Origin of the sequence: Arthrobacter sp. NPDC058192, from assembly GCF_042883665.1 — a bacterium.
In the GTDB taxonomy this organism is placed as follows: domain Bacteria; phylum Actinomycetota; class Actinomycetes; order Actinomycetales; family Micrococcaceae; genus Arthrobacter.
In genome coordinates this window covers 182,346-194,703 of the sequence record NZ_JBHVVJ010000006.1, presented here as the reverse complement: position 1 = coordinate 194,703, position 12,358 = coordinate 182,346, and the positions used below count along the sequence as shown (strand labels likewise).

At 67.4% G+C, this 12,358-nt stretch carries 10 protein-coding genes; 5 read left to right on the top strand and 5 right to left on the bottom strand.

The window, feature by feature from the left end:
- The first annotated feature begins 65 nt into the window (after positions 1 to 65).
- The gene (locus tag ACFVVK_RS08550; RefSeq protein WP_390265936.1) at positions 66 to 563 is read left to right on the top strand and encodes a hypothetical protein; all 498 of its coding nucleotides are present in this window, start codon (positions 66 to 68) and stop codon (positions 561 to 563) included.
- Positions 564 to 780: 217 nt separating this feature from the next.
- Here ACFVVK_RS08550 and ACFVVK_RS08545 read toward each other — a convergent pair whose 3' ends face one another.
- The gene (locus ACFVVK_RS08545) at positions 781 to 1,197 is read right to left on the bottom strand and encodes a DUF4383 domain-containing protein (RefSeq protein WP_390265934.1); all 417 of its coding nucleotides are present in this window, start codon (positions 1,195 to 1,197) and stop codon (positions 781 to 783) included.
- A 247-nt stretch (positions 1,198 to 1,444) separates the two neighbouring features.
- Here ACFVVK_RS08545 and ACFVVK_RS08540 point away from each other — a divergent pair, with 247 nt between their 5' ends.
- Entirely contained in the window at positions 1,445 to 2,764 is a 1,320-nt protein-coding gene (locus ACFVVK_RS08540) for a DUF6350 family protein (protein ID WP_390265993.1), read from the top strand.
- A 48-nt stretch (positions 2,765 to 2,812) separates the two neighbouring features.
- On the opposite strand, the gene ACFVVK_RS08535 is transcribed toward ACFVVK_RS08540, so the two are convergent.
- Complete coding sequence (locus ACFVVK_RS08535) at positions 2,813 to 3,244, bottom strand: hypothetical protein (RefSeq protein ID WP_390265932.1); 432 nt, start codon at positions 3,242 to 3,244, stop codon at positions 2,813 to 2,815.
- Between the two features lie 39 nt (positions 3,245 to 3,283).
- Between ACFVVK_RS08535 and purN the strand changes: the two genes are divergently transcribed.
- Complete coding sequence (gene purN / locus ACFVVK_RS08530; protein WP_390265930.1) at positions 3,284 to 3,850, top strand: phosphoribosylglycinamide formyltransferase; 567 nt, start codon at positions 3,284 to 3,286, stop codon at positions 3,848 to 3,850.
- 54 nt (positions 3,851 to 3,904) lie between these two features.
- Here purN and ACFVVK_RS08525 read toward each other — a convergent pair whose 3' ends face one another.
- Positions 3,905 to 5,257: an MFS transporter gene (locus tag ACFVVK_RS08525; RefSeq protein ID WP_390265928.1), complete on the bottom strand. Its 1,353-nt coding sequence runs from the start codon at positions 5,255 to 5,257 to the stop codon at positions 3,905 to 3,907.
- Between the two features lie 149 nt (positions 5,258 to 5,406).
- Here ACFVVK_RS08525 and purH point away from each other — a divergent pair, with 149 nt between their 5' ends.
- Complete coding sequence (gene purH / locus ACFVVK_RS08520; RefSeq protein ID WP_390265926.1) at positions 5,407 to 7,092, top strand: bifunctional phosphoribosylaminoimidazolecarboxamide formyltransferase/IMP cyclohydrolase; 1,686 nt, start codon at positions 5,407 to 5,409, stop codon at positions 7,090 to 7,092.
- A gap of 821 nt (positions 7,093 to 7,913) precedes the next feature.
- Here the strand turns inward: purH and ACFVVK_RS08515 are convergent.
- On the bottom strand, positions 7,914 to 8,939 hold the full coding sequence (locus ACFVVK_RS08515; protein ID WP_390265924.1) for a hypothetical protein: 1,026 nt from the start codon (positions 8,937 to 8,939) through the stop codon (positions 7,914 to 7,916).
- Positions 8,940 to 9,184: 245 nt separating this feature from the next.
- On the opposite strand from ACFVVK_RS08515, the gene ACFVVK_RS08510 reads away from it, so the two are divergent.
- The gene (locus ACFVVK_RS08510; RefSeq protein WP_390265922.1) at positions 9,185 to 11,407 is read left to right on the top strand and encodes an NADP-dependent isocitrate dehydrogenase; all 2,223 of its coding nucleotides are present in this window, start codon (positions 9,185 to 9,187) and stop codon (positions 11,405 to 11,407) included.
- Positions 11,408 to 11,526: 119 nt separating this feature from the next.
- On the opposite strand, the gene ACFVVK_RS08505 is transcribed toward ACFVVK_RS08510, so the two are convergent.
- Entirely contained in the window at positions 11,527 to 12,219 is a 693-nt protein-coding gene (locus ACFVVK_RS08505; RefSeq protein WP_390265920.1) for an SRPBCC family protein, read from the bottom strand.
- Positions 12,220 to 12,358 lie beyond the last annotated feature (139 nt).

Here is a 12,358-nt window from a genome sequence, read left to right as displayed (position 1 = left end):
CACAGGAAAGACAGGAACACAGGAAAGACAGGAACACAGGAAAGACAGGAAGGACAGGAACGCCCATGGACGCCAGTCGCCCGGACCGAAGCAGCGTGGAGGCAAACGTGATCTCCTTTGAACTCAGCGAACCTGACGTGGAGCTTTACGAGGCAGCCCGCCGGCTGTTGCTTTCCGCCCATCACAGCGAGAACCACCGGGTGGCTGCCGCCATGCGCGGCGGCTCAGGAGCCATCTACCTCGGACTGCACCTTGGCTCAAAGCGCCTCAATGTGTGCGCCGAGTCCAGCGCCCTGGCCAACGCCCGCATGGCCCAGGAGGCATCAATCCATTCGGTGGTGGCCGTCAGCATGGATGGACTCGGACAGCCGCAGGTCACCAACCCGTGCGGGCTCTGCAGGGAACTGCTGCGCACCTACGGGCCTGAGACAACCGTCCTGGTCGATGCCGGGGGAGAGGTGGGAAAGGTGCACGTCACAGGCCTGTTGCCCTATCCCTGGATGCGCGCGGCGGAAACAGAGTGGGACACCCTGCCGCCCCGCGCGCAGGAAACCGCCACCTGACCGCCCTGCCACACCGAACTTCCCCCGGCCCACCCAACTGGCTCGCAGCAGGGGCCGTTCTCAGCGCACAGAACGGCCCCTGCTGGGGTTGCTTTTGCCCGGCGTTCCGCCGGGCAAAAGGAAAGCTGGTGCAGCCGCCGCGTTGCCGCTAAACCACTGCACCAGCAGGTAGTACGAATTTTCAGAATGCTATGAAACGTTACTCATTCGCGGCTCCCTATGTCCCGGGGGTTGATGACCGGGTCTCTGAGTCTTCTAGGTGCCTTGACATCAGCCAGCCCACGCCGGCCATAACGATGCCCATGATCATGAACGCCCAGCTGTCTGCGGTATTCAGCGACAGGAAGTTGGCCGCCGAATCCACACCCACGATGAGCCCATAAATGCTAAGGATGATGTACAGCAGGCCGGACCCCATGAGGAAGTTCCGGGCGCCCAGGGCGGTCCTGGACAGGCTCAGGCCAGTAGCGCCAATCGCGACCTGGACGATGTTCAGCAACATCGATACCTGGAACAGGTTCAGGAACAAAGCCTTGGAATCAGGTCCGAAGAACCTTAGCTCGCTGTAGTTCGTGGTGATGCCGGGGATGAAGCCGAGGATGCCCACGATGATAAGGACGATACCTGCACCCATGCCAACGTTCTGCACATCTGTCCGACCGAAATGAACGCCGTGCGCATGGGGGGATGCGGTAGTCATGTTCTGCCTCCAACCACTGAATGCGGACATTTAATTTTACGACCCGGGTATGGAAAAAGCTCCCGCGGGCAGGCAGCGATGGGGCCGGCCGGGAGGGGCGGAGCGGCCGGATTTCGCGGATCCGCGCGTTGTGCCTGTCGGAAACCGGCGGGATGCCGGGCACATGGCACCATGGATCTCGATGAAACTGCGCGCTGATCAGACCGGACAACGTGGCCTTCCCATGCCCCTGTGGCTGCAGGGTGCGCTCGAGTCCGCCCAGGCCGCTGTCATTTCCGCCCTTGCCGTGGCCGGGCCGATCATCGCCGTCTGGGCCACGGCTGGATTCCACAACAGCGGCTTCGACGTCCTGGCGCGCCTGGCGGGCCAGGCCTGGCTGCTGATCCACGGCGTGCCCCTGCTGCTGGACACCGCCGGCGCCGGGTCCGCCGCGCACCCGGAATCCGGGACGCTCTCGCTCATTCCCCTCGGGCTGGCCCTCATCCCGTTCCTGCTCGCCTGGCGCGCGGGACGCCGGCTGGCCCGCGCCTCCTACACGGACCAGCTCTGGCAGGCGCTGCTTGGATCGTGGCTGGCGTACGCCGGCTTCGGCCTGGCCACCGGGTTCGTGTGCCGCACGTCCGACGTCGGCATCGGCCTTTGGTCCGCCGCCCTGATCCCGCTCATCCCGTTCGGGCTCGGCATGGTGGTGGGTGCGCGGCGCGAGGCCGGATCCTGGAGCCGGCTGATCGGCGTCGATGCCGTGGCCTGGCTTTCGAAGACCAGCCAGCATTCACGCTGGGCCGGCTCCTACCTGGGCTCGGCCATCAAGGCCGGCTGGGTGGCGCTGATGGCGAGCCTTGCGATGTCCGCGGCGCTGCTCGCCGTCGATCTCTTCATCCACTGGAACCTTGTGGTCGCCGTCTATGAAGGGCTCGGTGCCGGCGCGATGGGCGGCGCCGTCCTCACCATTGTGCAGCTGGGCTTCCTGCCCAACCTTCTCGTCTTTGCCCTCGCCTGGATCTCCGGTGCGGGGTTCGAGCTGGGCGTCGGTTCGGTGGCCGGCCCGCTGGGAACCGCCGTCGGGCCGCTGCCGTCGGTTCCCGTGTTTGCCGCTCTGCCGTCCGGCTCGCTCGGCTTCGGCGTCGTGGCCCTTGTGGTGCCGGCGCTTGCCGGGGCGCTGGCCGGCTGGTGGTTCCTGCGCGAAGGCGAGAACCACTTCGACGAATGGCTGTCCATTAAGATCCGGGCCCGCTGGTTCACGGCCGCGGCGTCCACCCTGGTGCTCGGTGCGGTGATCGGCTCCATCGCGGGGCTGCTCGCGGCGGGGCTCGCCTGGCTTGCCCGCGGTTCGGCGGGGATCGGGCGGCTGACGCAGATCGGCCCCGACCCGCTCCGCACGGCACTGTTCGTGGCCGCGGAAGTGGGGATCGGCGTCGTGATCGGCTACGCGGCGGGCCCCTGGCTGGAACGCCAGCAGAAGCTGCGCGAGGCGGACCTCGAGGCGGTCAGCAGCCGCTGACGCAGGTGCTGGACTGATGCAGCTGCCGGAACTAGCTGAGCTGTTGGACTAGCGCAGCTGCGTGGGCATGGAGTTCTGAAGCTGCGTCTGGCACGCCGAAGTGGCCTGCAGCGTCAGGGCGTGGCGGACACACTGCTGGTAGTCGCGGATCTGGTTAAAGAACAGTGACGAGGCCAGGATGACCAGCAGCATCACCACCGAGACCACCATCCCGGACAGCGTGCCGAACAGGACCAGCCGCGGCGCCTTGTATTTCACCGCCCGGATGATCAGCAGGATGCCCAGCACAATCCCGGCCAGGGTGAGGAGGGCCGTCAGCCACAGGTAGCCGACGTCGAGCTGGAAGACGAAAAACGAGGCCAGGACCGCGACGACAAACAGCCGGAACAGGGTGTGCGTCAGCTGCGGGGACGCCTTGTCGGCCGCGCCGCGCGGACGCCCGCCCGGCTCGCCGCCGCCGGAGTCCGTGGGGGAATTCATGTTTTCCAGCCTACGCGAGCGGCCCCATAAGCTAGGACCATGCGCATAGTTGTCCTCGTTTCCGGCACCGGCTCCAATCTCCAGGCGGTGATCGACGCCGTCGCGTCCGGCGCCCTCGACGTCGAGATCGCCGCCGTCGGCGCCGACCGGCCGGGGACCTACGGGGTGGAGCGCTCCGCCGCCGCCGGGATTCCCACGTTTGTGGTGGACTTCAAGGCCTACCCCAACCGGGCCGCCTGGAACGCCGCGCTGACCGATACCGTGGCCGGCTTCAACCCGGATGTGGTGGTGTCCTCGGGCTTCATGCGGATTGTCAGCGCCGGCTTCATCGACGCATTCGGCGGCAAGTACCTCAACACGCACCCGGCCCTGCTGCCGTCCTTCCCCGGCGCCCACGGTGTCCGGGACGCCCTGGCCTACGGCGTGAAGGTCACTGGCTGCACGGTGCACTGGGCCGACGCCGGGGTGGACACCGGCCCCATCATTGCGCAGGAGGCCGTGGCGATCGCGGACGGCGAATCCGAGGACTCCCTGCACGAGCGCATCAAGGTCGTGGAGCGCCGGCTCCTGGTGTCCACGCTGGCATCCCTCGCCGCAGCCGGGTAGCCGACGCCCCCGCATCACCCGCCTCAAGTGATGGCGCATCGGGGCGGGGGGCACCTACTCGAGCCGGCGCTGCTTGGTTTCGGGGGCAAAGAACGCCATCCACAGCACGGACAGCAGCACCAGGCCGCCGGCCAGTGCGAACGATGTTGCGAGGCCCAGCTCCGGCCACAGGACGGCTGCGAAGATCAGCGGGCCGAAGCCGGCGCCGAGCCGGGAAAACGTCGACGCCCAGCCGAAGCCGGAGCCGCGCAGTTCCGTGGGGTAGAGCTCGGAAACGTAGGCATAGAGCACCGGGATGGCCACCTGCACCACGAAGCCGAACACCAGCAGCCAGAACACGGCCGCGGTCGGGATGCCCACCACGACCGCCACGATGACCAGAGTCAGCGCGGACAGCGGGCCGGTGATCGCCAGGATCCACTTGCGGCCCACCCGCTCCACCAGCAGGGCGGCCACCACCACGCCGAGGAGCCCGACGGCGGCCATGGACGCCGTCGTGAGGAACGCCTTGTAATCCTCGAAACCGGCGCCGATCAGGATCCGCGGCATCCACGTCAGCGACAGGTAGTACACCAGCAGGATGCTGAAGAACAGGGCCCAGGCCGCCGTCGTAATTTTCCAGTCGAACTGCCAGAGCGCGCGCAACTGCGTCCAGGCGCTGCCGGCGGAGAGCCGGGGCGCGTCCTGGGCCTCGGGCAGGCTGTAGGCGCGCGGCTCGGCGCCGGTGGCGTCGACCAGGCTGTCGATCACCTTCGCGGCCTCGTCGCGGCGGCCCTTGCGGATCAGGAACAGGGGCGACTCCGGCACGCTGCGGCGGATCCAGAAGACCAGCAGCGCCGGGAGCACCATGACCAGCATGGTCAGGCGCCAGTCGGCGAAGGCGGCAATCAGTCCGGCGGAGACGAAGCCGCAGAGGGCCGCCCCGACCGGCCACCAGCCGTCCATCGCCGTCAGGACCCGCCCGCGCTGCCTGCGGGGGGTGAACTCGCCCACGAGGGCATAGTCCACCGGGATGCAGCCGCCCAGGCCGAACCCGGCCACGAACCGGAACACACAGAACCAGACGAAGTCGGGGGCGAAGGCGCCGAACACCGTGAAGATCGAAAAGATCAGCAGGGTCGCGGTGAAGGCCTTCTTGCGCCCGATGGTGTCCGCAACGGTTCCCCACACAAAGGCACCCAGGGCCATGCCGATCAGGTTCGCCGTGCCGATCCAGGCGGCATCGCCCGGGCTCAGCGACCAGTGCTTGGACAGCAAGGGGATAAGGATGCCGTTGAGGGTGACGTCCCAGGCATCGAACATGAAGCCCAGGCCGCCGATCAGGAAGATCCGGCCTTGGACCTTCCAGCGCCACGGCAGTTCCTGGACCACCTGTTCGCCGCTGGGCACAGTGGTGTACGTGTTCATTTTGGCCTCCTATGAAAACCTTACGTGGCCCGGGCAGCTGCAGCGGCGGCTTCACACTCCGGCGCGCGGAAGGGCCCGGAGCGCTGACGCGATAAACTGGCCGCATCCCCACCACCCGCGGCCGCGCCGCACATACGACGGAGACTTTTGTGAGCTTCACGCAGCCTGACCGTGTATCCATCGACCGAGTGCCCATCCGCCGGGCACTGATCTCGGTCTACGACAAGACCGGTCTGGAGGAGCTCGCCCGGGGCCTGAACGACGCCGGCGTCAAGATCGTCTCCACCGGCTCCACGGCCAAGAAGATTGCCGCCGCGGGCATCCCCGTGCAGGAAGTCGAGGAAGTCACCGGCTCCCCGGAAATGCTGGACGGCCGCGTCAAGACCCTGCACCCGCGCGTGCATGGCGGCATCCTCGCCGACCGCCGCGTCCCGGCGCACATGCAGACGCTGGCGGACATGGAGATCGAGCCGTTCGACCTCGTCGTCGTCAACCTGTACCCCTTTGTCGAGACCGTGAAGTCCGGCGCCGCCCAGGACGACGTCGTCGAGCAGATCGACATCGGCGGCCCCGCGATGGTGCGCTCCGCCGCGAAGAACCACGCCGCCGTCGCGATCGTGGTGGACCCCGCGTCCTACGGTTCCGTCGTGGCGGCAGCGGCCTCGGGCGGCTTTGACCTGAAGGCCCGGCGCCGGCTGGCCGCCAAGGCGTTCGCGCACACCGCCAGCTACGACACCGCAGTGGCCACCTGGACCGCCAGCCAGTTCCTGGACGAGGACGGCGACGGCGTCATCGACTGGCCCGCCTACGCCGGTCTGGCCCTGGAGCGCTCCGAGGTGCTCCGCTACGGCGAAAACCCGCACCAGCAGGCCGCGCTCTACGTGGACCGGGCCGCCCCGGCCGGGATCGCGCAGGCCGACCAGCTGCACGGCAAGGCCATGAGCTACAACAACTTTGTCGACGCCGACGCCGCCCTGCGCGCCGCTTTCGACTTCGCCGAGCCCGCCGTTGCCATCATCAAGCACGCCAACCCGTGCGGCGTGGCCGTGGGTTCGGCCTCCGCGGCGGATCCGATCGCCGACGCCCATGCCAAGGCCCACGCCTGCGATCCGGTGTCCGCGTTCGGCGGCGTCATCGCCGCGAACCGTACCGTGACCGCCGGCATGGCGCGCACCGTCGCGGGGATCTTCACGGAGGTCGTCATCGCGCCGGGCTTCGAGGACGAGGCCGTGGAGATCCTGTCCAAGAAGAAGAACATCCGCCTCCTGGCCCTGCCCGACGGGTACGGCCGCTACCCGACTGAGTTCCGCCAGGTCTCCGGCGGCATGCTGGTACAGGCGACGGACAAGGTCGACGCCGACGGCGACAACCCCGCCAACTGGACCCTCGCCGCGGGCGACGCCGCCGACGCCGCCACCCTGGCGGACCTCGCGTTCGCCTGGACCGCCTGCCGTGCGGCCAAGTCCAACGCCATCCTGCTCGCGGACAACGGCGCCGCGGTCGGCATCGGCATGGGCCAGGTCAACCGGCTCGATTCCTGCAAACTCGCCGTCGAACGCGCCAATACCCTCGGCGTCACCGTGGAGTCCGACGTCGACGGTGCCGGTGGCGCCTCGAACGCGGACTCGGCTGGTTCGCCGGAGCGGGCCCGGGGCGCCGTCGCGGCGTCGGACGCGTTCTTCCCGTTCGCCGACGGACTCCAGATCCTGGTCGACGCCGGTGTCCGTGCCGTCGTCCAGCCCGGCGGTTCGGTCCGGGACGAGGAAGTCATCGCCGCGGCCAACGCCGCCGGCATCACGATGTACTTCACCGGAGCGCGCCACTTCTTCCACTAGGTTCCTCCTCGGCCTGCCGGGCGGTGCCGTGGAAGCACCGCAGAGCCCCACAACGAATGGACATGTCCGCCCTTGCCGGGGGACATGTCCATTCTTTGTTTCCGCGGGGCACCACGGGCGGCCCGGCGCGGGGACATGCTAGTCCGTGGTGGTGCTGCTGGGCCGGTGCGGGGGGAGATGCTCGTTTTTCGCGCTGCAGGATGCGCTGCCGGACCCTCGCCGGGGGACATGCCCATTCTTCAGATCTAGGCCTGGGCATAAGGGAATATGTCCGGGCCTTGGTGTGAGGGGAGGGCATGTCCGGGACCTGTTGCCTACCTTCAGGCCGGCGGCGGTAGCTCGGGGGACATGCTCATTCTTCGCGCTGCAGGATGGGCAGACGGACGCGGCTGGGGGACATGCCCATTCTTCAGATCTAGGCCTGGACATATGGGGAATATGTCCAGGCCTTGGTATGAGGGGAGGGCGTGTCCGGGACCTGTTGCCTATCTTCAGGCCGGCGGCGGTAGCTCGGGGGACATGCCCATTCTTCGCGCTGCAGGATGGGCAGACGGACGTGGCTGGGGGACATGTCCATTCCTTGAGCCGCCGGATGGGCAGACGGACGCGGCTGGGGGACATGTCCATTCTTCAGGCCAAAGCCTGGACATATGGGGGATATGTCCGGGCTTCGGCGTTGACGGAGGGCATGTCCAGCGAGCAGTGGTTAGGCCAGGCAAGCAGCGTTGGCTCGAGGAACATGCTCATCGTTCGTGCCGGGCGCTGGCCGGCGGACGTGCCTCCAGGGACATGTCCGCCGGCCAGGCCCGGAATCGGGCAGGCTAGGAAGCGGCCGCCGCGGTGTAGGCCTGCTGGATGACGCTGCCCCAGTAAGGGCCGTACATCTTGGTGGAGTTGCTGCCGTAACCGTAGCTGTTGATCGAGTTCTGGTACCCGGAGGAGCTGGTGCCGATAAACCACGGGCCGCCCGAGGATCCGCCGGTCATGTTGCACGGGATGCCTTGGGTGCTGAACTGCGGGTTGTAGGGGTCGTTGGTTGCGGTGCCGGAACAGCTCTTGAGGGACTCGCCGTTGAAGGGCGCAGCGGCAGGGTAGCCGAACGACTTGTAGCTCAGGCCGCGGGCGGCGTTGAACTGCACCCCGGATCCGCCGACGACGTCGCTCAGGTACTGGCCGTTGAGCGTGGACATCACGGCGAAGCCGGTGTCATAGGTCATGTCCCCCGCGGAGCTCCACTGTGTGGTGGTGTACAGGGCCTTGGCCGTCCACTTGCCGTAGGGGGCCGCGCCGTTGAGGTAAGCCGGAACAAACGTGAACTTGGTGGCGAAGGCGCCAGGGCCCTCGTTGACGCAATGCCCGGCAGTCGAGACGGTGCTCCTGTTGCCGGAGGAGACCGAGTTGCCGGAGCAGACATAGTTGGTCCCGCCGAGGGTGAAGAACACCTTGCCGATATGCGGGACGGGGGACTCGCTCGCATTCGCCTTCGTCTGGATCGCCGGGGACTGGGTCGAGGGCTGGGCCTGGGGCCGCTGCGTCGGCGCGGTCGCCTCGACCGTGTTCGGGGCGGCGCCCTCCAGCAGCGCCGTCCCGGACTTCGAGGACTTGCCGGCCCGGGCCATCGCCTTGGCCGCCAGGACATCACCCGGGACGGCGTTGCGCATGCGCTCCGAGGTCCAGTAGTCGGCCGCGCCCGTTTCGGTGACGGTGTGGCTTGCGACGTTGGCGGCGGATAACGGTGCCCTGGCGGGGCCGGGGGAGGCGGTGGCCGCCCCCGTGGTGCTCAGAGCCAGCAGCGCTGCCGCCGAAAGGGTGAGCAGGCTGGCGGCCAGAGTCTTGGGTGTTCTCATGGGTGTCCTAACCGGTGGGAAATTTGGGCGGCCGCCGTTGGCGGCCGTTGGATGGAATGAAGCTACGGCAGGTTGACGGTTCTGTAAAGTCGTTTGTCAATTCTTGTTATGCCGCGTTACTGCGTCATGCATCCGTGCAAGCCCGACGCCGGTAGGCGCCATCGAGGCCACCTCGGGTAAGTTAGGGGTGTTGAGATAACACAAGATTCCGGAAATACCCAGACCTTCAGGGAGACGCCCGAGCAATGGCAAAGATTATCTATACCCACACCGACGAAGCGCCGATGCTGGCCACCTATTCGTTCTTGCCGATCATTGAGGCGTTTGCCTCGACGGCCGGTGTGGAAGTGGAGACCCGCGACATCTCGCTGGCCGGCCGCATCATCGCCGCATTTGGCGACTTCCTCACCGAAGAGCAGCGCGTCGGCGATGCGCTGGCCGAACTTGGCGCCCTCGCCAAGACGCCCGAAGCCAACATCATCAAGCTGCCCAACATCAGCGCCTCCGTGCCCCAGTTGAAGGCGGCAATCGCTGAACTCCAGGGCCACGGCTACGCTCTCCCGGACTACCCGGACAACCCCTCCTCGGACGAGGAAACGGACATCCGGTCGCGCTACGACAAGATCAAGGGCTCCGCCGTGAACCCGGTCCTGCGTGAAGGCAACTCGGACCGCCGCGCACCGCTTTCGGTCAAGAACTACGCCCGCCAAAACCCGCACAGCATGGGTGCGTGGACCCCGGAGTCCAAGACCAACGTGGCCCACATGGAGGCCGACGACTTCCGCTCCAACGAGAAGTCGGTGGTGATCGACGCCGACACCAACCTCAAGATCCAGCTCGTCAAGGAAGACGGCACGGTCAAGGTCCTCAAGCGGGCCTTCCCCGTCCTGGCCGGCGAGGTCATCGACGGCACCGTGATGCGCGCAGCCGCCCTGGACGCGTTCCTGGCCGCCCAGGTTGCCCGCGCCAAGGAAGAGGGCGTGCTGTTCTCCGCCCACCTGAAGGCCACCATGATGAAGGTCTCGGACCCCATCATCTTCGGCCACGTCGTCAAGGCCTATTTCGCGGACCTCTTCGCCACCTACGGCGAGCAGCTCGCCGCCGCCGGCCTGAGCCCCAACAACGGCCTTGCCTCCATCCTCAACGGCCTCGAGGACCTCCCCGAGGAGATCCGCGGCGACGTGCAGACCGCCATCGAAAAGGGCCTGAACGAGGGCCCCGAACTCGCCATGGTCGATTCCGACAAGGGCATCACCAATCTGCACGTGCCCTCCGACGTGATCGTCGACGCCTCGATGCCGGCCATGATCCGCAGCTCCGGCCACATGTGGGGCCGCGACGGCCAGGAAGCCGACACGCTCGCAGTCCTCCCGGACAGCAGCTACGCCGGCATCTACCAGGTGGTCATCGACGACTGCCGCGCCCACGGCGCCTTCGATCCCACCACCATGGGAACCGTCCCGAACGTCGGCCTCATGGCCCAGGCCGCCGAGGAATACGGCAGCCACGACAAGACGTTCGAGATCCAGTCCGCCGGCACCGTCCAGATCGTCGACGACGCCGGCACCGTGCTGATCGAGCACCAGGTCGCCCCAGGCGATATCTGGCGCGCCTGCCAGACCAAGGACGTGCCGATCCGCGACTGGGTCAAGCTGGCCGTCACCCGCGCCCGCGCCTCCGCCACGCCCGCCATCTTCTGGCTGGACAAGGGCCGCGCCCACGACGCCCGGATGATCGCCAAGGTGGAGGAATACCTCAAGGACCACGACACCGACGGCCTGGAAATCGCCATCATGTCCCCGGAGAAGGCCACGGCCTTCACGATCGAACGCCTCCGCAAGGGCGAGGACACCATCTCGGTGACCGGCAACGTGCTCCGCGACTACCTCACGGACCTGTTCCCGATCCTGGAACTGGGCACCAGCGCCAAGATGCTCTCCGTGGTTCCCCTGATCAACGGCGGCGGCCTGTTCGAGACCGGCGCCGGCGGCTCCGCCCCGAAGCACGTCCAGCAGCTGCTGAGCGAAAACCACCTGCGCTGGGACAGCCTGGGCGAATTCCTCGCCCTGGCCGTCAGCTTCGAGCACCTCGCCACGAGCACGGGCAACGCCCGCGCCCAGGTCCTGGCCGACACCCTGGACCGCGCCACCGGCACCTTCCTGCTCGAGGACAAGTCCCCGAAGCGCAAGGCCGGCGAGCTGGACAACCGGGGCAGCCACTTCTACCTGGCCAAGTTCTGGGCCCAGGAACTGGCCCGCCAGAACGACGACGCCGAGCTCGCCGCGGCGTTCACCGCCGTTTCGGACGCGCTGAACTCCAACGAGGACACCATCACCGGTGAACTGCTGGCCGTGCAGGGCTCCCCGGTGGATCTTGGCGGCTACTACCGCCCGGACGAGGCCAAGGCCTCCGCCGTCATGCGCCCCTCGGCGACGTTCAGCGAGGTCCTCGCGACACTGGCTAAGTAGCGCCAGAGGCCTCCCGGCCGGACACCACAACGCCCCGCCTCCCAATGGGAGGCGGGGCGTTGTGCGTTCACTGGCCCGGCGTTTGCCGGCGCTGTATTTGCCGGTGCAGTGCCCCGGGTTTAGCGGTCGCTGTCCGGCTTGAACGGCGACTCGGGTGCGAGGTCGGGGTCGGCGTCAACGTGCTGGAAGGTCGGCACCTCGCCGTAGTCCACTTCCTCTTCCAGCGGCACCGCCGTTGCCGCGTCGGAACTGACGGCGCCAGCGGCGGCGCCCACCCCGGCGGCGCCAGTTGTGCCCATCCCGCCGGCGCCGGCCACGGGGCCGCCGTCGTTCGCTGTGCCGCCGCCCTGGACCGTACCGCCGCCCGCCACCGTTCCGCGCCAGGCGCCGGTGACGGCGCTGCGCTCCTCAATGAACGTCTTGAATTTCTTCAGGTCCGAGGCAACCTGCCTGGAATCGAGGCCCACTGCGGCGCCGAGTTTCTCGGCCGCCGTCTCCGGATGCCAGCTGAGCTCGACGCTGACCCTCGTTGCGCCGGTGCTACCCGGTTCGAACCGGACAATGCCGGAGTTGCTGGGCTCGTCGAGGCTTGCCCAGGAGACCAGCCGGTCCGGTTCCTGGGCGGTGATCCGGGCGTCATATTCCCGTTTCACGCCGCCGATGCTGGTCTTGAAATGGACGGTGGTTTCGTCGAGTTGAGTGACGGAATCGACCCCGCTCATGAATTGCGGGAAGTCCTCGAACTGGGTCCACTGGTTGTAGGCCTGGCTTAGCGGGACGTCGACTTCAATGGATTCCTGGACAGTTGCCATGCGTACATCACTCCTGCAGTTGGCGGACCGGGGCCCGCGGTTCTGATGGTCGTAGCGGCTCACACCACACGTCCACGCTAACGCGGATTCCGGCAATCAGTAAGTTTGCTGACGAAGAAGCCGGGGGCGGGCGACTCGC